This window comes from Actinoallomurus rhizosphaericola (assembly GCF_024055675.1).
Classification (GTDB): domain Bacteria; phylum Actinomycetota; class Actinomycetes; order Streptosporangiales; family Streptosporangiaceae; genus Actinoallomurus; species Actinoallomurus soli.
On sequence record NZ_JAMXMW010000001.1, the window covers coordinates 384,831 to 404,213 of the forward strand.

A 19,383-nucleotide genomic window follows, 5' to 3' on the forward strand; every position below is an offset into this window, starting at 1 on the left:
GCGCGCTCTCCTCAGGCGTCGTCCCCGGCCCGTACGGGATCGGCCTCGACGACGGACAGTTCGCCCACCGACTCGGACAGGGCGGTACGGGCGTCGTCGCCGATGCCCGCGTCGGTGATCAGGACGTCGGCGTCGCCCAGCCGCGCGATCGTGGACAGGCCGACCGTGCCCCACTTGGTGTGGTCGGCGAGGACCGCGAGGCGGCGTGCCGCGGCCACCATCGCGCGGTCGGTCTCGGCCTCCATGAGGTTCGGCGTGGTGAACCCGGCGCGGGTGCTCATGCCGTGGACGCCGAGCAGCAGCAGGTCCACGTTGAGCGACCGGATGGCGCTGACCGCGACCGGGCCGACGAGCGCGTCCGAGGGCGTGCGGATGCCGCCGGTCAGGACGACCGTCTGGTCCGCGCGGGCGGCGCGGTGGAACACGTCGGCGATGCGCACCGAGTTCGTGACCACCGTGAGGTCGGGCACGTCCGTCAGGTGGTGGGCGAGGGTCCACGTGGTGGTGCCGGCGGACACGGCGATCGCCGTGCCGGGGCGTACGAGCCGGGCGGCGCGGCGGGCGATGGCCTCCTTCTCCTGCCGCTGGCGCACCGACTTGGCCGCGAAGCCGGGCTCCTCGGTGGACGCGGTGCCGATCGTCGTCGCGCCGCCGTGAACCTTCGCGACGAGCCCCCGCTCGGACAGCACCTCGAGATCACGGCGGATCGTCATGTCCGAGACGCCGAACTCCCGGACGAGGTCGGCCACGCGGACGCCGCCGCGCTGCTGGACCCGCTCAAGGATCGCCTGCTGCCGCTGCTGGGCGAGCATCGTCCCTCCTTCGCGTGGGCCGGGTGCCGGAGGCAGCCTCCCGCCGCAACCCGACAGGTGTCAACGCTGTCCGACGGGCCACAGTTTTGGATCTTGTTGGTTCGTGTTGGACGAGGTACCAACGGTCATGCGCACAGTTCGATCTCTGACCTCCGCCGTCACCGCGCTTGCGATGGGGGCCGCCACCGCCGTCGCGCTCGCCCTCTCCTCCGCCCCACCGGCCGCGGCGCTCGACAACGGCCTGGCCCTGATCCCGCAGATGGGATTCAACAACTGGAACGCCACCCACTGCGGGGCGGACTTCAACGAGGACATGGTCAAGGGCATCGCCGACCTGTTCGTGTCCTCGGGCCTGAAGGACGCCGGCTACCAGTACGTCAACCTCGACGACTGCTGGGCCGAGCAGAACCGCGACGCGAACGGCGACCTGGTGCCGAACAAGACGCGGTTCCCCAGTGGGATCCGGGCGCTCGCCGACTACGTGCACTCCAAGGGCCTCAAACTCGGCATCTACAGCAGCGCGGGCACCCTGACCTGTGCGGGCACCATGCCCGGCGCGCTCGGCCACGAGGAGCAGGACGCCAGGACCTGGGCGTCGTGGGGCGTCGACTACCTCAAGTACGACAACTGCAACAACCAGGGCGTGGACGCGATCCAGCGCTACACGAAGATGCGCGACGCGCTGAAGGCCACCGGACGCCCGATCCTGTACTCCATCTGCGAGTGGGGTTCCAACCAGCCCTGGCTGTGGGGCAAGGACGTCGGCAACTCCTGGCGCACCACCGGTGACATCTCCGACAGCTACAGCTCGATGCTGTCGATCGTCCACCAGAACATGGCCCTGACCCAGTACGCCGGGCCCGGGCACTGGAACGACCCCGACATGCTCGAGGTCGGCAACGGCGGCATGACCGGCACCGAGTACCGCTCGCACTTCAGCCTCTGGTCGATCATGGCGGCCCCGCTGCTGATCGGCACCGACCTGCGCAAGGCGTCCGCGGCCACGATGTCCATCCTGGAGAACAAGGAGGTCATCGCCGTCGACCAGGACCGGCTCGGCGTCCAGGGCGCGCCGATCAGCACGGACGGCGGCCGCGACGTCTTCGTCAAGCGGCTGGCCAACGGCGACCGCGCGGTGGCGCTGTTCAACGAGACCGACTCCCCGCAGCGGATCGCCACCTCCGCGAGCGCCGTCGGCCTGCCCGGCGCCGCCGCGTACACGGTGCGCGACCTGTGGGCGCACACCACCCACGAGACGGCCGGCGTCATCGCCGCGACCGTTCCGGCGCACGGCACGGTGATGTACCGCGTCGCGGCGGACCGGTCCTGGGCGGAGTACCCGCCCGCCGTGGACCTCGGCATCGGCCTGCCGGTGGCCTACCCGGGCGCGCTCCCCATCCTCCAGCCCGGCGCGGACGCCACGGTGACCACCACCGTCGCCAACGCGGGCCGGCGGCCCGCGCTGCGCGTGAACGCCACGCTCACCGGCCCCGGAGGCTGGACGGTCGAGGCCACCTCGGCGCGGACCCGCCCGGCCCTGCCGACCGGGAGTTCGCTGACCACGAACTGGACGGTACGGCCTCCGGCCGACACCGCGCCCGGCACGTACACGCTGACCGCCCGGGCCGGGACCGCCGACGAGACCCTGACCGAGGACGTCCAGGTGACGGTGCGGAAGCTGGACGCGCCGCCGTCCGGCACCTCCTACCTCAGCGACCTGACGTGGGTGCGCTCGACGAACGGCTGGGGCCCGGTCGAGAAGGACCGCAGCAACGGCGAGACCGGGGACGCCGACGGCAACCCGATCACCATCAACGGCGTGGTCTACCAGAAGGGCCTGGGGGCCCACGCCCCGAGCACCGTCGAGTACTACCTCGCCAAGCGCTGCACGGCGGTGTCCGCCGACGTCGGCGTGGACGACGAGAAGACCCAGAACGGCTCGGTCACCTTCGAGATCTGGGCCGACGGCACCAAGGTCGCCGACAGCGGCCTGCTCACCACGGCCGACCCGGCGAAGCACCTGACCGCGGACGTCTCCGGCGCGCAGTTCGTCCGGCTGATCGTCACCGACGGCGGCAACGGCGTCGACAGCGACCACGCCGACTGGGCCGACGCGAAGGTCACCTGCGCCTGACGTTCCCTATCACGCGGGGCGGCCCGCGGGCCGCCCCGCCCGCATTCGGGGCGCTTATCCCGATGCGGTGGGGTAGGCATGTGTCATCGGCGATCTCGGGGAGGAGACACATGCTGGGACTGCCGGACGGCGTCACGGCCTGCCTGTTCGACATGGACGGGGTACTGACCCGCACCGCCACGGTGCATGCCGCGGCGTGGAAGGAGATGTTCGACGAGTTCCTGCGGGAACGGGAGGGGCCGTCGTTCCGGCCGTTCGACCAGGTCAGGGAGTACGACGAGTACGTCGACGGCAAGCGCCGGGAGGACGGGACCCGGTCGTTCCTGGAGTCGCGCGGCATCACGCTGCCCGAGGGCTCGCCGGACGACCCGCCGGGCGCCGCGACGATCGAGGGGCTGAGCAAGCGGAAGAACGAGCTCGTGTTGCGAAAGCTCGCCGAGGACGGCGTCGAGGTGTACCCGGGGTCGGTGCGCTACGTACGGGCCGTCCGCGAGGCGGGCCTGTCCACCGCGGTCGTGTCGTCGAGCGCCAACACCGCGCAGGTCCTGGACGCCGCCGGAATCGCGGACCTGTTCGACGCGCGGATCGACGGGCTGACGGCCAAGGAGCGGGGCCTGGCGGGCAAGCCCGCGCCCGACATGTTCCTGGCCGGGGCCGAGGCGCTCGGCGTGCCGCCCTCGCGGGCGGTGGTCTTCGAGGACGCGCTGGCCGGTGTCGAGGCCGGGCGCGCGGGCGGCTTCGGGTGCGTCGTGGGCGTCGACCGGATCGGCCAGGCCGCGGCGCTGAAGGAGCACGGCGCGACCGTCGTCGTGCAGGACCTGTCCGAGCTGCTGGACCGCGACGGCGAGGGGGAGCGCGCATGATCCGGCAGGCCGCGTACACGGTCGAACCCTGGTGCGTCCGCGAGCAGAGCCTGGACCTGGACACCCTGGCACAGAGCGAGTCGGTGTTCGCGCTGTCCAACGGCCACATCGGCCTGCGCGGGAACCTGGAGGAGGGCGAGCCGCACGGCCTGCCCGGCACCTACCTGAACTCGGTGTTCGAGCTGCGGCCGCTGCCCTACGCCGAGGCCGGGTACGGCTACCCCGAGTCCGGGCAGACCGTCATCAACATCACCAACGGCAAGGTGATCCGGCTGCTCGTCGAGGACGAGCCGTTCGACGTCCGGTACGGCGAGCTGCGCTCCCACGAGCGCGTGCTGGACTTCCGCGCGGGCACGCTGACCCGCGAGGTCGAGTGGAAGTCCCCGGCGGGGGACTCGGTGCGGGTCCGCACGGTCCGGCTGGTCTCCCTGGTGCAGCGGGGCGTCGCCGCGATCCACTACGAGGTCGAGGCGGTGGACCGGCCCGTCCGCATCGTCGTGCAGTCCGAGCTGGTCGCCAACGAGTCCCTGCCCGACCTCGGCAAGGACCCGAGAGTGGCCGGGCGGCTGGAGAATCCCCTGGTCGGCGAGGAGTCGGTGGCCGACAAGGACACCGCCGTCCTCGTACACCGCACCCGCCACAGCGGCCTGCGGGTCGCCGCGGCGATGGGCCACGAGATCGACGGCCCCGAGTGCACGATCACCTCCGACAGCTTCGAGGACGTCTGCCGCTACACGATCGCCACCCGCCTCCAGCCGGGGCAGCGGCTGCGTCTGGTCAAGTACCTGGCCTACGGCTGGTCCAGCCAGCGGTCCCGGCCCGCCGTGCACGACCAGGTGATCGCCGCGCTGGCCGCGGCCAAGATGACCGGCTGGGACGGGCTCGTCCGCGAACAGCGCGCGTTCCTCGACGACTTCTGGGCCGGCGCCGACGTCGAGGTGGAGGGCGACGCCGAGGTGCAGCAGGCCGTACGGTTCGGCCTCTTCCACACGCTCCAGGCGGGCGCCCGCGCCGAGCGCCGCCCCATTCCCGCGAAGGGACTGACCGGTCCCGGCTACGACGGCCACACGTTCTGGGACACCGAGACGTTCGTGCTCCCGCTGCTGACCTACACCCGGCCGGAGGCCGCCGCGGACGCCCTCCGCTGGCGGCACGCGACCATCGACCTGGCCAAGGAACGGGCCGAACTGCTCGGGCTGCGGGGCACGGCGTTCCCGTGGCGGACGATCGCCGGGCAGGAGTGCTCCGGCTACTGGCCGGCCGGGACGGCGGCGTTCCACATCAACGCGGACATCGCCGACGCCGTCATCCGCTACACCGACGCCACGGCGGACGAGGACTTCTCCCGCGACGTCGGCCTCGACCTCCTCGTGGAGACCGCGCGCCTGTGGCGCAGCCTCGGTCACCACAACGCGAAGGGGAGGTTCCGCATCGACGGCGTCACCGGCCCCGACGAGTACAGCGCGATCGCCGACAACAACGTCTACACGAACCTCATGGCCCAGCGGAACCTCCGGGCCGCCGCCGACCTCGCCGAGGACTACCCCGAGCAGGCGCGCCGCATGGGCGTCACCGAGGAGGAGACCGCGGACTGGCGGGACGCCGCGAACGCCGTCGTCATCCCCTACGACAAGCGGCTCGAGGTGCATCCGCAGAGCGAGGGCTTCACCCACCACGCGCGCTGGGACTTCGAGAACACCCCGCCCGACCACTATCCGCTGCTGCTGCACTATCCGTACTTCGACATCTACCGCAAGCAGGTCGTCAAGCAGGCCGACCTCGTGCTGGCCCTGCACCTGCGCGGCGACGCGTTCACCGACGACGAGAAGCTCCGCGACTTCGTCTACTACGAGGGCCTGACCGTGCGCGACTCCTCGCTGTCGGCCTGCACCCAGGCGGTCATGGCCGCCGAGACCGGGCACCTGGAACTCGCCCACGACTACATCGGCGAGGCCGCGCTGATGGACCTGCGGGACCTGGAGCACAACACCCGCGACGGCCTGCACATCGCCTCCCTCGCCGGGACGTGGACCGCGCTCGTCGCCGGCCTGGGCGGGATGCGGCAGTACACCGCGCGGCTGACCTTCGCGCCGCGGCTGCCTCCCGGGATCTCGCGGCTCGCGTTCCGGATGCGGTTCCGCGGCCGGCGCCTGAAGGTCACCATCGGCCACGACGAGGTGGTGTACGAGCTGCTGGGCGGCGAACCGCTGGAGATCGACCACTACGGGGAGCCGGTCCGGCTCGACGGCGGCGCCGTACGGGTCGGTGTGCCGCCGCTCCCGTCGCGGCCCAGTCCCGCGCAGCCGCCCGGCCGCGAGCCCGCCCGCCGCGACAAGACCGTCGCCAGGGGACCGCGCGCCGAGTAGGGGCCTCCGCGGGCGGGCGGGGACCCGCCCGTGGCTCCCGATGCGAAGGCGTGCGATCTGTGTGATCATCCCCACAGGTGTCGGAGGGAGGCCGCGTGGACGTACGTCAGATGCGCTACGTCCTCGCCGTCGCCCAGACCGGGAACGTGCGCCGGGCGGCCCAGCTGCTGAGCGTCGCACAGCCGACGCTCTCGCAGCAGCTCGGCATCGTCGAGCGCGAGGTGGGCGCGCCGCTGTTCGAGCGCACCGCGCGCGGCATGCACCTGACGCCGGTCGGCGAGGTCTTCGCCGCCCACGCGGAGGCGGTCCTCGGCGTCTTCGACCAGGCGCTCACGGCCGTCTCCGAGGCGGTGGCGGGCGAGCTCGGCGGATTGCGCCTCGCGGTCGCCGACGGGCTGTCCGACGTCGTGCGGGCGATCCTCGGCACGCTGCGCGGCCTCGCTCCGGGGGCGCGGGTGCGGATGACCCGGATGCGCACCGCCGAGCAGGTGGCGCACATCGTCGGGGAGGACGTGCAGGCGGGGCTGGGCTACCGTCCGGTGCCCGCCGCCGACGGCATCTCCCGCCTGGTCGTCCACCGGGCCCCGGTCCGCGCGCTGCTGCCGCGCGGCCACGCGCTCGCCGCGCGGGAGTCCCTCTCCCTGGCCGACCTCGCCGAAGAACCGCTGATCCTGCCGAGGACCGCCGAGGCGGCGCGCTTCGTCGACCAGTTCGCCGGGCGCGGCCTGCATCCGAGGCTCGGCCCGGCGGCCTTCGGCCACGACCTGGTCCCCCTGCTCGTCGCGGCGGGGGAGGGCTACACCCTGTGCGTACGCGAGGCGGCGCAGGTCCCGGCGGGGCTGGTGTTCCGGCCGATCCTCGAACCCATGCCGCCGATCGAGGTCGTCCTGCTGTGGCGGCGTGACGCCGGAGGCGCCCTCCCCGCGCTGGTCGCGGCCGCACGGCACCTCACCCTGTAGGCGGGGCGTGCCTCACAGGGTCGCGTCGGAGTTGGCGGGGATGGTGGACTTGATCGCCGTGGTCAGTTCGTTCAGCACGTCGCCGGGCGGGGTGTACTTGGGCGGCACGGTCACCTCGACGTACGCGTGCCGGCCGACGGCGGTGAAGGTGACCGGGCGGTCCGGCGGCACCGGCAGCCAGTTGATCCCGTTGATCACGGCCAGCTCGGACGTCTTGTGCAACCCCACCGGGCGGGTGACGCCACAGCGCACCACGATGGCCGGCGACCCCCACGCGGTGACGAGGTCCGAGCGCGGGCTGGTCGACCGGCGCTTCATGCCATGCAGGCGCTGCGGCAGCCGGTCGTGGAAGGCCCGGCACAACGACACCACCGACGCCGGCGGCCGGGGCACCGGCACCTCGACGTCGCTCGCACCGCACCCCGCCGCGACCACCGACAGCATCGCCACGACCGGGAGCGCCCGCCGCAGCCGCGCCGCCACCCGGCCCCCCGCTCTCGGGAGGCACCCGGTGGTGCAGACTTGCGGCAGTGCGGACAACGGGCTCAGATGTGGACGATGGGGCAGGTCAGGGTGCGCGTGATTCCCTCGACCGACTGGATCTGGGCGACGACGAGCTTGCCGAGCTCGTCCACGTTGTTGGCGGTCGCCCGGACGATGACGTCGTACGGTCCGGTGACGTCCTCGGCGAGCGTGACCCCGGTGATCTCGGAGATCGTGCGGGCCACCTCGGCCGCCTTGCCGACCTCGGTCTGGATGAGGATGTAGGCCTGCACCATCACGTCCTCCCTTAAAACGGCCATCAGCCGCAACCGTACCGTGTCTTGATCGGAGGTGGGTCATCAGCATCGGGGAACTCGGCGAGTTCGGGCTGATCGCTCGAATCACCGGACGTCTGGGCCAGGGGCCCGAAGTGGAACTCGGGCCCGGAGACGACGCCGCCGTCGTGCGCGCGCCCGGCGGACGTGTCGTCGCGACGACGGACCTGCTCGTCGAAGGCCGGCACTTCCGCCGCGACTGGTCCCCGCCGTACGACATCGGGCGCAAGGCCGCCGCGCAGAACCTCGCGGACGTCGTGGCGATGGGAGCCCGGCCGACCGCCCTGCTCATCGGGTTCGGGGCTCCGCCGGACACGGCGGTCGACTGGGTCGACGCGCTGTGCGACGGGCTGCGGGACGAGTGCGCGCAGGCCGGCGCGTCCGTCGCCGGAGGCGACGTCGTGCGCGCCGAGACGGTGGTGCTCGGCGTCACCGCGCTCGGCGCCCTGGACGGCCCGGCGATAACCCGGTCCGGCGCCCGGCCCGGCGACGTCGTCGCGGTGGCCGGCCGGCTCGGGTACGCCGCCGCGGGCGTGGAACTGCTGTCGGAGGGACGGCGGGAGCCGGCCGACCTCATCGACGCGCACCGGCGCCCCCGGCCGCCCTACGCCATCGCGCTGGGCGCCCGTGAGCTCGGGGCGACGGCGATGCTCGACGTCAGCGACGGCCTCGTCCAGGACCTCGGGCACATCGCGGAGGCGTCCGGGGTGCGGATCGAGATCGACGCGGCGGCCGTGCCGGTGCCGCCCGTGCCGGACGGGCTGCGGCTGGCCCTCACGGGCGGTGACGACCACGCGTTCGCGGCGACCTTTCCGAAGCGGCTGCCGTTGCCCGCCGAATGGCGCACAATCGGGAGGGTGGTCGAGGGACCCGCCGGGGTCGTCGTGGACGGACGGGCTTACGGTGCCGGGGGATGGGACCATTTCCGCCTGACCTAGCGGTGAGTTGTCGCAGTTCGCATCGGCGGTCTGGTAGGCATGGGTCGTGTGCTTTTGGTATACATCCCGAGACCGGAGAGGGACGGGATGGGACGACACACCAGGAAGCCGGAGGACGGCCCGCGAGCGGTTCCGGAGGTTGACCGCCCAGGCCGGAACCGGAGGCTCGGCAAGGTGCCGCTCCTGCCGACGGTCGCCGGTGTCCTGGCGATCGGTGCGATCGTCTCCGCCGTCAGCACGCAGCAGATTTCACTGAACTTCGCGGGCGGCACGCCGTCGGGCGGCGCGTCGCCGATCGTGACGGTCTCCGGCGGGCCGGAGCACTCCTCCGGCCGGCGCACCGCACGGAACGACGCCTCCCAGAGCGGCCGGGTCAGCCGTGGCGCGGCCCGCTCCGGCGTCGCCGTCACGGTCCGGACCACCTCCGCGTCGGCGCGCGGCTTCCAGGGCGAGGCGAGGATCGTGAACCAGGGCGCCACCGCGGTCCGGGGCTGGACGCTCGTCCTGAGGTACGCCCACGCCCGGATCACCGCCGTCACCGGGGGCACCGCCGTCCGCACCGGGACGGTGCTGATCGTCCGCAATCCCGCCGCTCGGCCCGCGATCGCCGCGGGCCGGTCGGTGACCGTGCGGTTCACCGCCACCGGGACCGGAACGGCGCCGTCCGGCTGCACCCTCAACGGGAGTTCCTGCCGACCGTAGAGTTATCGGCATGACGACACCGCCCCGGGTCCTGACGATCGCCGGCTCCGACTCAGGAGGCGGCGCGGGCATCCAGGCCGACCTGAAGACGATGCTCGCCCTCGGCGTGCACGGAATGAGCGTGATCGCCGCCGTCACCGCGCAGAACTCCCTCGGCGTCCAGGGCTACTGGGAGCTTCCTCCCGAGGCCGTACGCGCCCAGCTCGACTCGGTCCTGTCCGACATCGGGGCGCAGGCGATCAAGACCGGCATGCTCGCCTCCTCCGTGCTCGTGGAGACCGTCGCCGAGGCGCTGGCGGGCGTCGACGTTCCGCTCGTGGTCGACCCGGTGGGGGTCTCCAAGCACGGCGACGCGCTGCTGGCGCCGGACGCGGTCGGCGCGGTCCGCTCCGCGCTGCTCCCGCTGGCGACCGTCGTCACCCCCAACCTCTGGGAGGTCGAGCAGCTCACCGGCGTCACGGTCGAGGACGAGGACGGCATGCGCCGGGCCGCCGAGGCGGTCAAGGAGCTCGGCCCGCAGTGGGTGCTGATCAAGGGCGGTCACCTCCCCGGCGCCCCGGTCGACCTGCTGTTCGACGGCACGGAGGAGCACCGCTTCCCCGGACGGCGGCTCGACAACTTGCACACGCACGGCACCGGATGCACGCTCGCGTCGGCCATCGCCTCCTACCTGGCGCACGGCGAGGACGTCGTGACCGCGGTCGGCCGGGCGAAGGAGTACGTCACCGGCGCCATCGAGCACGGCTTCCCGCTGGGCGGGGGCATCGGGCCGGTCGACCACGGGTGGGAGTTCCACCGCGCCGGGCCGGTCGCGCGCTCCTGACGAATGAGGGGGTTCCGCGTGTCACGCGGAACCCCGGTTCTTCCCGGCCTCGATCTCGGCGAGGTGACGGGTGATCAGCAGCCGCAGCCGAAACCGCTGGGGCCCCACGCAGTGGGATAGCCCCAGCCGCCGGGGTAGCCCCAACCGGTCGGAGGACCCCAGCCGGGGTAGCCCCATCCGCTGGAGAAGCCCCAACCCCATCCGTCGCCACGGATCTGGCCGGCGACGTGGCCGGTGGTGACGTGGTGCGGTGTGGCTGCGACCGTGTGATGCGGTGCTGCGGTCACGGTCTGCGCGCCGGCGGCCGGGGCCGCCCCGAGAGCCAGAGCCGTTGCTCCGGCGAAGGCCGCTCCCGAGATGGCGAGGGCCATCCGCTTCCTGTTCCTCATCAAGGACACCTCTTTGCTTGATCGACGGACAGGGCGGTTGCGCACGCTCTCGGCAATTAACCGATATGTGGCGCTATCCACACTCCAGCCGACCTCGGATCACGCCCCACATCAACCCATAAATGCTCAAAGATTCGGATTTCACCTTCGCTTGGCGAAAGCGCAGCGCGGGCTTGAGCGGCCGCGGTTCCGATGGCCGCCGGACCGGTCCACAGGCCCGTCCCGGCCCGGTGGGGCCAGGAGCTTCGCTCGCTCGCCGCAGTACGTAAAGGCGGTGGAGATCGTGCCCAAAGGGGGCCGCGCAACGCCCCCGATATGGGTCAAATAGCGTCGCGGGGAGCTTCCGCCGGTTGATTCCCACAAGCGAACGTTGTGCAGTTGAACTCAGAGACGACCACATAAAAGCGACAATCGTCTGAGCGCCCGGCCCGGGTCCGCCCGAGCGCCGCCGGACGAAAGGCACGGCGTCACGTTGGGCGAGAGGGGGTGTCCTCGATGCGCGGAGCGAAGAAGCCGGCGGTGGTCCTGGCGGCACTGGCCTTCGCCGGAGCCATGGCGTTCGCCGGCGGCACGGCCGGAGCGCCCTCACCTACGACCGTTTCGCACGATGTCGCCGCCGGCCACGGCGGAGACGGCTGTGACAACTGGGGGGACTGCTGGGACACCTGGGGATCCGGCGGCGCCCTGTGGTGAGCCGCCGCGGCGAACCGCGCCGTGGCCGGCCGTGCCGGCGCCGCCCCGCCCGGGGTACGCGCGCCGGTCCCGGCCTGATCAGGTCACCGGGACGATCCTCGCGTCGAGGAGGCGGCCCTCGTCGATGTCGAGCAGGCCGATCGTGCCGTGCGGCTGACGCCGGCGGTCGGTCGGAGAACCGGGATTGAAGATGCGCAGCCCCTCACCGGACTCGTCCAGCGGAATGTGCGAGTGGCCGAAGACGACGAGCCGCGCCTCCGGGAAGCGACGCCGCATCCGGCGGAGCCGGCCCTTGGCCGGGCCACTGTCGTGGATCATCCCCACCCCAAGCCCGGCCAGTTCCAGCTCCAGGACCTCCGGAGCCCCCCATGCCGCGACGTCCGCGCCGTCGTTGTTGCCGCGCACGGCGCGTACGGGGGCGTAGGCGGCGAGTTCGTCGAGCACGGAGGGCACGCAGACGTCCCCGGCGTGCAGGATGAGGTCGGCGTCCCGGAGGTGCGCGGCCACCGCGGGCGGGCAGCCCCGCCATCGCCGGGGGGCGTGGGTGTCGGCGAGCGCCACGACTCTCATGGGGCGCATGATGCCCGGAAGCGACCGCTGCACACCGCTCTCACCCGCCGGACGCGTCGCGTACGGCGGGAGGCGGAGGTGACCTCCGGGGCCGAGGCGTACGGGAGCGGTGGCGTCAGGGGCCGGAGGCCGCCCGCGACATGCCGACGGCCGGTCCGTGTGTGGAACGGACCGGCCGTCGACGCGTGCCCGGTGAGAGCACGGCTTGTGGGCGCCTATGCGGCGCTCGGAGGGGGTGTCAGCGTGCGACGGGCCGGGTCACCTTACCGGCCTTGATGCACGACGTGCAGACGTTGATCCGCTTGGTGGTGCGGCCGACGACCGCTCGCACCCGCTGGATGTTCGGGTTCCAGCGGCGCGGGGTGCGGCGGTGCGAGTGAGAGACGCGCATGCCGAACCCCGGCCCCTTGCCGCAGATTTCGCAGACAGAAGCCATGGGATGCGCTCCAAAGTGTTTGGAAGGGAAGCCCGGAGTTCGGGCGCTCGTCAAAAGGGTCCCCGACGGGACCCAGAGCTCAAGACTAGCCGACACTCGCCCGCAGACGCGAATCGACCAGCCCGCATACGCGGCCCGTCCTCCCGCGAAGACGCCGAAAGTCTAGAGTTGTCCGTCTGGGAGGTGGCGTGGGCGAGGTTCTCGACGCCGCGGCGGTGCGACGCTGGTGCCGGTTGGCGGCGGACGCGCTGGGCCGTACGCGCGCGGGGATCGACGCGCTCAACGTCTTCCCGGTGCCCGACGGCGACACCGGGACCAACCTCCACCTCACGCTCCTCGCGGCGGCGGAGCGCCTCGACGGCCTGCCCGGGGACGCGGACGCCGCGATCGCCTGGCGGACCCTCGCCGAGGGAGCGCTCGTGGGCGCCCGCGGCAACTCCGGAGTGATCCTCAGCCAGATGCTGCGCGGCATGGCCGACGTTCTGGGCGCGGGCGGCGGCCTGGACGCGGCCCTGCGGAACGCCGCCGACCTCGCGTACCGCGCCGTGGCCCATCCGGTCGAGGGCACGATGCTCAGCGTCCTGCGCGAGGCGGCGGAGGCGGTCTCCCCCTCGGCCCCGCCCGCCACCGGTCGCGGTGGCACCACGTGGGCGGCGGCGGCCCCGCCCTCAGTCGATCCCGATGGCGCTGCTTCGGCGGCGGCCCCGCCCTCGCCCTCGGTCGATCCCGGCACCGATCCCGGTGGTGCCGCGTGGACGGCGGCGCAGCGGGCCCGGGCCGCGCTGCGGCGGACTCCGGACCATCTCGACGTGCTGGCGCGCAACGGCGTGGTCGACGCGGGCGCGGCCGGGCTGTGCGTCGTCCTGGAGACGCTCGCCGCCGTGGTCAGCGGTGACTACCCCGAGACGTACGACGTTCCGCGCCGCAGCCGGCAGCCGCCGGAGGCCGTGCCGCGGACCGCCGAGGGCGGCGCGTACGAGGTGATGTACCTCCTGGAGGCCGGTGACGGCGCGGTGGCGAAGCTGCGCGGGGAACTCGACGCGCTCGGCGACTCCCTCGTCGTGGTCGGCGGCGACGGGCTGTGGAACGTCCACGTGCACACCGACGACGCCGGCGCGGCCGTCGAGGCCGGTCTGCGCGCCGGCCGCCCGTACCGGATCCGGGTGACCTACCTCGACGCGGCGGAGGACCGCCCCGCCCGGCGTACCGGCCGGGGCGTCGTCGCCGTGACCGCCGGGGACGGGCTCGCCGCGCTGCTGGAGGAGCACGGCGCCCGTGCCGTGCGCCGTGCCTCCGGGGGCGTGCCCGGCCTGGCCGAGCTGACCGAGGCGATCGTCGAGGCCGGGAGCGAGGTCGTCGTGCTGCCGGACGACGGCACGGTGCTGGCCGTCGCCGAGGCCGCCGCCCGCCGGGCGCGGGAGGACGGCGTGCACGCGGCGGTCGTTCCGGCGACGGCGTCGGTGCAGAGCCTGGCGGCGCTCGCGGTCCACGACCCGCTGCGCCGCTTCGAGGACGACGTGATCGCCATGACGCGCGCCGCGGGCGCGACGCGGTCCGGCCGGCTGGAGACCGCACGGAGCGAGGCGGTGACGAGCGCCGGGATGTGCCGGCCCGGCGACGTCCTCGGCCTCGTGGACGGTGACGTCGCGCTCATCGGCGCGGACGCCTCCGCCCTGGCGGCGGGCGTCCTCGACCGCATGCTGTCCCCCGGGAGCGAGCTGGTCACGCTGATCGCCGGCGACGGCGCTCCGGGCGATCTCGCCGACCGGGTGCGCGAGCGTCTGCACGCCGTACGGCCCGACGTCGAGGTCGCCGTCTACCACGGCGGGCAGGACCGCCATCTCCTCCTCATCGGCGTCGAGTAGGCGCGGACGGGGACCGCCACCGGGGCGGGTGCGCGCCGCCCTGTCCCGCCGAGCCGGTAGAACAGAGGGAGCCGGGCTGGTAAGAGGAGTGATCCGTGACGACTCTCGACGCGCCGCTGGTGAAAGTGGTGGGTCCCAAGGCGGCCAAGAAGCTGGCCGCGCTGGACCTGCACACGGCCGGCGACCTGCTCCGCCACTATCCGCGCCGCTATGCCCAGCGGGGTGAGCTGACGGACCTGGTCGGCCTGGCCGAGGGCGAGTACGTCACGGTCATGGCGGAGGTCGAGAAGGTCCAGGGCCGCAAGATCACCAGGCGTCCCGGCTACCTCCTCGAGGTGGTCGTGACGGACGGCCGCGGGCGGCTGACCCTCACCTTCTTCGGCACCGGGGCGCGCGTCCCCGAGCGGGAGCTGCCTCCGGGCACGCGCGGCCTGTTCGCCGGAAAGGTCTCCTTCTACCGGAGCGGCAACGGCATCAAGCGGCAGCTCGTCCACCCGGAGTACAAGGCGGTCGACTCCCGTGAGGGCGCCGACGCGGCGCGGGAGTTCGCCGAGGAGCTGATCCCCGTCTACCCGGCCACCAAGGGCCTGACGTCGTGGCAGATCGGCGACTGCGTCCGGATGGCCCTCGACACCGTCGACATGGGTCCCGACTCCCTGCCGGAGGCCGTACGCCGGCGGCACCGGCTGGTCGGGCTCGCCGAGGCCTACCGCGGCATCCACCGGCCCGCGGACATGGCCGAGGCCGGCCGCGCGCGCAGGCGGCTGAAGTGGGACGAGGCGTTCGTCCTGCAGACCGCCCTCGCCCGGCGGCGGCGGGACGCCTCCGCCCTGCGGGCGACGCCGCGGCCGCCGCGACCGGACGGGCTGCTCGCCGAGTTCGACGGGCGGCTGCCGTTCGACCTGACGGAGGGCCAGCGGGCCGTGGGGGAGGAGATCGCCGCCGACCTGGCCCGCGAGCACCCCATGCACCGCCTGCTGCAGGGCGACGTCGGCGCGGGCAAGACGATCGTCGGCCTGCGGGCGATGCTGCAGGTCGTCGACGCCGGCGGGCAGGCCGCGCTGCTCGCGCCCACCGAGGTCCTGGCCCAGCAGCATCACCGGTCGATCGTGACCATGCTCGGCCCGCTCGCCGAGGCGGGCCGGCTCGGCGGGGCCGAGCACGGCACCCGTGTCGCCCTGCTGACCGGCTCCCAGGGGGCGAAGGCGCGGCGTGAGGGCCTGCTCGACGCCGCGTCGGGCGCGGCCGGCATCGTCGTCGGCACCCACGCGCTGCTCCAGGAGCACGTCCAGTTCGCCGACCTGGGGCTCGTCGTGATCGACGAGCAGCACCGGTTCGGCGTCGAACAGCGCGACGCGCTGCGGGAGAAGGCGGCCGGAGGCCGTCCGCACGTCCTCGTCATGACCGCGACGCCGATCCCGCGGACCGTCGCCATGACCGTGTACGGCGACCTGGACACCTCGTCGCTCACCCAGCTGCCCGCCGGGCGGTCCCCGATCGCGACCCATGTCGTCCCCACGGCCAACCGGGCGTACTGGAACCGCGCCTGGGAGCGCATCCGCGAGGAGGCCGCCCAGGGACGGCAGGCGTACGTCGTCTGTCCCCGCATCGGCGAGGCGGAGGGCGACGAGGGCGACGTGATCGCAGGGGAGCAGGGCCAGGATCAGGAGCAGGAGCAGGAGCAGGAGGCCCGCCGGCCGCCCCTGGCCGTGCTCGACGTCGCCCCGAAGCTCTCCGGGGGACCGCTGAAGGACCTGCGGATCGGGGTCCTGCACGGCCGCCTGCACCCGGACGACAAGGACGCCGTCATGCGGCGGTTCGCCGCCGGGGAGGTCGACGTCCTCGTCGCCACGACGGTCATCGAGGTCGGCGTCGACGTGCCCAACTCCACGGTGATGGTGATCCTGGACGCCGACCGGTTCGGCGTCTCGCAGCTGCACCAGCTGCGCGGCCGGGTCGGTCGCGGCAGGCACGCCGGGCTGTGCCTGCTCGTCACGGACGCGGACGAGGGCTCCAAGGCCCGCGAGCGCCTCGACGCGGTCGCCTCCACCCTCGACGGGTTCGAGCTGTCCCGGCTCGACCTCGAGCAGCGCCGGGAGGGCGACGTCCTGGGCTCGAGCCAGTCCGGGCGGCGCTCCAGCCTCCGGCTGCTGACCCTGCTGCGGGACGAAGAGATCATCAAGGCGGCGCGCACCGAGGCCGCGGCCCTCGTCGACCAGGACCCGGAACTGGTGGACCACCCGGCCCTCGCGGCGGAGCTGGCGGCCCTGATCGACGAGGAGCGCGCCGAGTACCTCGAGAAGACCTGAGGCGCGCCGGCTCGCGGGCAGACCCGTGAATTCGCGGGCGGACAATATTCCTACTATCTCGGTTGACAAACTAGGGAGTGCGGTTCAGGCTGGAAGCGTGTACCGGAGAGCTCCGTTGATCGTGCGGCTCCACGTCGACCTGCGGCGACAGGCCAGCGCCCTGTGTCCCCCGAGCTGAGCCCCCATCACCGGGCCGCGCCCGCCGCGGCCGCGCCGCGCGCACGGTAGGCCGTGTCCTCCGACGCGTCCCGGCGCCCGTCAGACGACTCTCCGGAGGATCACATGACCGTCATCGACCTGCCGGTGCACTCGCCCGCGCTGCGCGCGGAGCAACAGGCCGGCAACACCCTCGCCCGTGCGCTCGGCGACCGGGACGCCCGCGTCCGCCGGGCCGCGGCCGGCGCCCTCATCGACGAGCAGGAGGTGCTGGTCGGCGAGGAGGGCGTGCGGGCCCTCGTCCAGGCCGCCGACACCGGCGCCGACTCCTACGTGCGCGCGGTCGCGGCGGAGCTGGTGCGCGCCATGCGGGCCGCCGCCTGGGAGATCTACGCCGGCGCCCTGCGCCGCGAGGACCCCGGCCGCGCCGAGACCATCCGCGGGTTCCTCCTGCTGAGGGCCGCCGCCGAGCTCGCCGAGATCGCCCTGGCCGACCCGTCCTGGCGCATCCGCGAACGCGCGGTCGCCGCCCTCGGGTCACTCGGCCCCCGGGCCGCGATCGGCCCGCTGAGCAGCGTGCTCGAGGACGAGGACGAGGTCGTCGCCGTCCGCCTGGCGGCCGTACGGGCGCTGGCCCCGTGGGCGTCCGACCGCCACTACGCACGGGCGGCCCTGACGGCCGCGCTGAAGGACGCGGACCCGGGCATCCGCGCCGAGGCCCGCTGGGCCCTGGCCGCCCCGCCCTACCGTCCTTGACCGCGCGCACGACGCGCCGTGCGGGTCGTGGCCGCGATCTTCCGTCTGTGGTTACTCTCCCGCAGTGGAGCAGAAGCGCGACTTTCCGGTCCCCGTCGCCGCCGCGCCCGCCTACCTGATCGCCGTCCTGGCCGCAGTCTCGGGCGTCGGCGCCCTCTTCGTGCTCGCCCTCGTGGGATACCTCCTGGTCGCGATGCGACGGATCTCGGAGGAGGCCGCGGCCGGCGCCGTCTTCGTGATCTTTCCGGCCCTCGGGCTGGGCCTGCTCGCCTCCGCGGTCGGGATGGCGTTCCTCGCCCGCGCGGAGTTCCGGCTGCTGCGCACTCCGCCCGTCTTCACGGCCGAGGGCGTACGGCTGCGGGTGTTCGCCCGGCGCGGCTACGACGTGTTCGTCCCCTGGGACCGGGTCACGCGGCTGCGGGTCGCGGAGAAGGGCGCCCGGCCGTACCTCCTGGTGGACGTCGCCGACACGGAGGACCTGACGCACGGAGATCCCGGCCGGGCCGAGCGGCTGCGGCGGACGGCCGAACGCTTCGAGGGCGCGGCGGTCGCGTACGCGCTGCGCGGCGCGCTGATCGGCACCCGGGACCTGGGCGCGGTCGTCGACCGCCTCAGCGGGGGAACCGTCGCCCTCGACCACTGAGCCGCGCCCTCCGGGCGATGGGCAGACTGGGGGAGTGACCCGACTCATCGCAGGAACGGCCGGCGGGCGGCGCATCTCCGTCCCCTCCGGCCGCGACACCCGGCCGACCAGTGACCGCGCCCGCGAGGGGCTGTTCGCCACCGTCCACTCGCTGCTCGGCGACCTCGCCGGGCTGCGGGCGGCCGACCTGTTCGCCGGGTCCGGAGCGGTGGGGCTGGAGGCGCTGTCGCGTGGCGCGGCCCACGTCCTGCTCGTCGAGTCGGCGCCGCGCGCGGCCAAAGTGATCAAGGCGAACATCGCCGCCCTCGGCCTGCCCGGCGCCGAACTGGTGACCGACCGCGTCGAGCGGGTGCTGCGGCAGCCGCCCCCGGAGCCGTACGACCTCGTCTTCGCGGACCCGCCGTACGCCGTGACCGGCGAGGCGGTCACCCGGATGCTGGAGGACCTGCGCGACAACGGCTGGCTGGCCCCGGACGCCCTGGTGGCGGTCGAGCGCGCGACCCGCGACGAGCCGGTGCGCTGGCCGTCCGGGTACGAGGAGAGCAGGGCCCGTCGCTACGGGGAAGGGACGCTTTGGTACGGTCACGCCGCAGGTCACTGACGGCTCCTCAGCGAAGGGTGCTCACCTCGTGCGCCGTGTTGTCTGTCCGGGCTCGTACGACCCCGTCACCAATGGCCACCTCGACATCATCAGCCGGGCGTCGCGGCTGTACGACGAGGTCGTCGTCGCGGTCCTCATCAACATCTCCAAGAAGAGCCTCTTCACCGTCGACGAACGCGTCGAGATGATCGCCGAGGTGACGAAGCAGTACGGCAACGTGGTCGTGGAGAAGTTCCACGGGCTCACCGTCGACTTCTGCCGCGAGCGGGACATCCCCGTCATCGTGCGCGGTCTGCGGGCGGTCAGCGACTTCGACTACGAGCTGCAGATCGCCCAGATGAACCACCAGCTGGCCGGGGTCGAGACGATGTTCATGGCCACCAACCCGCTGTACTCCTTCCTGTCCTCCAGCCTGGTCAAGGAGATCGCGCAGTACGGCGGGGACGTCTCCGGGCTGGTGCCCGAGCCGGTCCAGCAGCGCCTCATCCGGCGGTTCTCCGAGTCCTGAACGCGTGCGGAGCCGCCCGGTCCCCCGGGCCTCCAGGGACCT

General features: G+C 73.3%; 20 protein-coding genes. 14 read left to right on the plus strand and 6 right to left on the minus strand.

The features are described from left to right. Nucleotides 1–11 precede the first annotated feature (11 nt). Nucleotides 12–812, minus strand: a complete 801-nt coding sequence (locus NE234_RS01880; protein WP_252776251.1) for a DeoR/GlpR family DNA-binding transcription regulator — start codon at nt 810–812, stop codon at nt 12–14. Nucleotides 813–939: 127 nt separating this feature from the next. Here NE234_RS01880 and NE234_RS01885 point away from each other — a divergent pair, with 127 nt between their 5' ends. From NE234_RS01885 to NE234_RS01900, 4 genes are all read left to right on the plus strand, one after another. Beyond that, nucleotides 940–2,946: an NPCBM/NEW2 domain-containing protein gene (locus NE234_RS01885; RefSeq protein WP_252776252.1), complete on the plus strand. Its 2,007-nt coding sequence runs from the start codon at nt 940–942 to the stop codon at nt 2,944–2,946. 110 nt (nt 2,947–3,056) lie between these two features. Then, on the plus strand, nt 3,057–3,809 hold the full coding sequence (locus NE234_RS01890; protein WP_252776254.1) for a beta-phosphoglucomutase family hydrolase: 753 nt from the start codon (nt 3,057–3,059) through the stop codon (nt 3,807–3,809). Beyond that, nucleotides 3,806–6,175 carry a glycoside hydrolase family 65 protein gene (locus tag NE234_RS01895; RefSeq protein ID WP_252776256.1) on the plus strand — a complete coding sequence of 790 codons (2,370 nt, stop codon included), beginning with the start codon at nt 3,806–3,808 and terminating at the stop codon, nt 6,173–6,175. Before NE234_RS01890 ends, NE234_RS01895 begins: the two co-directional genes overlap by 4 nt. A 95-nt stretch (nt 6,176–6,270) precedes the next feature. Continuing rightward, nucleotides 6,271–7,134 (plus strand): LysR family transcriptional regulator, encoded by an 864-nt coding sequence (locus NE234_RS01900; RefSeq protein ID WP_252776258.1) that lies wholly within the window; start codon nt 6,271–6,273, stop codon nt 7,132–7,134. Nucleotides 7,135–7,146: 12 nt separating this feature from the next. Here NE234_RS01900 and NE234_RS01905 read toward each other — a convergent pair whose 3' ends face one another. Both NE234_RS01905 and NE234_RS01910 read right to left on the minus strand, forming a co-directional pair. Then, on the minus strand, nt 7,147–7,617 hold the full coding sequence (locus NE234_RS01905) for a DUF3515 domain-containing protein (RefSeq protein WP_252776260.1): 471 nt from the start codon (nt 7,615–7,617) through the stop codon (nt 7,147–7,149). 62 nt (nt 7,618–7,679) lie between these two features. After that, nucleotides 7,680–7,913, minus strand: a complete 234-nt coding sequence (locus NE234_RS01910; protein ID WP_252777405.1) for an Lrp/AsnC ligand binding domain-containing protein — start codon at nt 7,911–7,913, stop codon at nt 7,680–7,682. Between the two features lie 62 nt (nt 7,914–7,975). Between NE234_RS01910 and NE234_RS01915 the strand changes: the two genes are divergently transcribed. The 3 genes from NE234_RS01915 (at nt 7,976) to thiD (ending at nt 10,415) form a co-directional block, all read left to right on the plus strand. Continuing rightward, nucleotides 7,976–8,890, plus strand: coding sequence for a thiamine-phosphate kinase (locus NE234_RS01915; RefSeq protein WP_308206834.1), 915 nt, complete (start codon nt 7,976–7,978; stop codon nt 8,888–8,890). Between the two features lie 174 nt (nt 8,891–9,064). Next, nucleotides 9,065–9,592, plus strand: coding sequence for a cellulose binding domain-containing protein (locus NE234_RS01920; RefSeq protein WP_252776262.1), 528 nt, complete (start codon nt 9,065–9,067; stop codon nt 9,590–9,592). A gap of 10 nt (nt 9,593–9,602) precedes the next feature. Continuing rightward, nucleotides 9,603–10,415 (plus strand): bifunctional hydroxymethylpyrimidine kinase/phosphomethylpyrimidine kinase, encoded by an 813-nt coding sequence (gene thiD, locus NE234_RS01925; RefSeq protein WP_252776264.1) that lies wholly within the window; start codon nt 9,603–9,605, stop codon nt 10,413–10,415. Nucleotides 10,416–10,489: 74 nt separating this feature from the next. Here thiD and NE234_RS01930 read toward each other — a convergent pair whose 3' ends face one another. After that, nucleotides 10,490–10,804: a hypothetical protein gene (locus tag NE234_RS01930; RefSeq protein ID WP_252776266.1), complete on the minus strand. Its 315-nt coding sequence runs from the start codon at nt 10,802–10,804 to the stop codon at nt 10,490–10,492. 495 nt (nt 10,805–11,299) lie between these two features. On the opposite strand from NE234_RS01930, the gene NE234_RS01935 reads away from it, so the two are divergent. Then, a complete protein-coding gene (locus tag NE234_RS01935; RefSeq protein ID WP_252776267.1) occupies nt 11,300–11,497 on the plus strand; it encodes a hypothetical protein in 198 nt (65 codons plus the stop codon). Between the two features lie 78 nt (nt 11,498–11,575). On the opposite strand, the gene NE234_RS01940 is transcribed toward NE234_RS01935, so the two are convergent. Then, complete coding sequence (locus tag NE234_RS01940) at nt 11,576–12,067, minus strand: metallophosphoesterase family protein (RefSeq protein ID WP_252776268.1); 492 nt, start codon at nt 12,065–12,067, stop codon at nt 11,576–11,578. Nucleotides 12,068–12,305: 238 nt separating this feature from the next. Then, a complete protein-coding gene (gene rpmB / locus NE234_RS01945; protein ID WP_252776270.1) occupies nt 12,306–12,503 on the minus strand; it encodes a 50S ribosomal protein L28 in 198 nt (65 codons plus the stop codon). A 188-nt stretch (nt 12,504–12,691) separates the two neighbouring features. Between rpmB and NE234_RS01950 the strand changes: the two genes are divergently transcribed. From NE234_RS01950 to coaD, 6 genes are all read left to right on the plus strand, one after another. Then, complete coding sequence (locus NE234_RS01950) at nt 12,692–14,368, plus strand: DAK2 domain-containing protein (RefSeq protein ID WP_252776272.1); 1,677 nt, start codon at nt 12,692–12,694, stop codon at nt 14,366–14,368. A gap of 95 nt (nt 14,369–14,463) precedes the next feature. Continuing rightward, a complete protein-coding gene (gene recG / locus NE234_RS01955; RefSeq protein WP_252776274.1) occupies nt 14,464–16,677 on the plus strand; it encodes an ATP-dependent DNA helicase RecG in 2,214 nt (737 codons plus the stop codon). Nucleotides 16,678–16,959: 282 nt separating this feature from the next. Next, nucleotides 16,960–17,589 carry a HEAT repeat domain-containing protein gene (locus NE234_RS01960; protein WP_252776276.1) on the plus strand — a complete coding sequence of 210 codons (630 nt, stop codon included), beginning with the start codon at nt 16,960–16,962 and terminating at the stop codon, nt 17,587–17,589. Nucleotides 17,590–17,653: 64 nt separating this feature from the next. Next, nucleotides 17,654–18,232: a hypothetical protein gene (locus NE234_RS01965; protein ID WP_252776278.1), complete on the plus strand. Its 579-nt coding sequence runs from the start codon at nt 17,654–17,656 to the stop codon at nt 18,230–18,232. A gap of 34 nt (nt 18,233–18,266) precedes the next feature. Then, nucleotides 18,267–18,833, plus strand: coding sequence for a 16S rRNA (guanine(966)-N(2))-methyltransferase RsmD (gene rsmD, locus NE234_RS01970; protein ID WP_252776279.1), 567 nt, complete (start codon nt 18,267–18,269; stop codon nt 18,831–18,833). A gap of 28 nt (nt 18,834–18,861) precedes the next feature. Beyond that, the gene (coaD, locus tag NE234_RS01975) at nt 18,862–19,341 is read left to right on the plus strand and encodes a pantetheine-phosphate adenylyltransferase (protein WP_252776281.1); all 480 of its coding nucleotides are present in this window, start codon (nt 18,862–18,864) and stop codon (nt 19,339–19,341) included. Nucleotides 19,342–19,383 lie beyond the last annotated feature (42 nt).

Bases quoted from the DNA above. Each gene is read 5' to 3' on its own strand.
- NE234_RS01935 (WP_252776267.1), top strand. From the start codon at position 11,300: ATGCGCGGAGCGAAGAAGCCGGCGGTGGTCCTGGCGGCACTGGCCTTC.
- NE234_RS01940 (WP_252776268.1), bottom strand. From the start codon at position 12,067: ATGAGAGTCGTGGCGCTCGCCGACACCCACGCCCCCCGGCGATGGCGG.
- NE234_RS01885 (WP_252776252.1), top strand. From the start codon at position 940: ATGCGCACAGTTCGATCTCTGACCTCCGCCGTCACCGCGCTTGCGATG.
- thiD (WP_252776264.1), top strand. From the start codon at position 9,603: ATGACGACACCGCCCCGGGTCCTGACGATCGCCGGCTCCGACTCAGGA.
- NE234_RS01930 (WP_252776266.1), bottom strand. From the start codon at position 10,804: ATGAGGAACAGGAAGCGGATGGCCCTCGCCATCTCGGGAGCGGCCTTC.
- NE234_RS01880 (WP_252776251.1), bottom strand. From the start codon at position 812: ATGCTCGCCCAGCAGCGGCAGCAGGCGATCCTTGAGCGGGTCCAGCAG.
- NE234_RS01895 (WP_252776256.1), top strand. From the start codon at position 3,806: ATGATCCGGCAGGCCGCGTACACGGTCGAACCCTGGTGCGTCCGCGAG.
- NE234_RS01890 (WP_252776254.1), top strand. From the start codon at position 3,057: ATGCTGGGACTGCCGGACGGCGTCACGGCCTGCCTGTTCGACATGGAC.
- NE234_RS01910 (WP_252777405.1), bottom strand. From the start codon at position 7,913: ATGGTGCAGGCCTACATCCTCATCCAGACCGAGGTCGGCAAGGCGGCC.
- NE234_RS01960 (WP_252776276.1), top strand. From the start codon at position 16,960: ATGACCGTCATCGACCTGCCGGTGCACTCGCCCGCGCTGCGCGCGGAG.
- rpmB (WP_252776270.1), bottom strand. From the start codon at position 12,503: ATGGCTTCTGTCTGCGAAATCTGCGGCAAGGGGCCGGGGTTCGGCATG.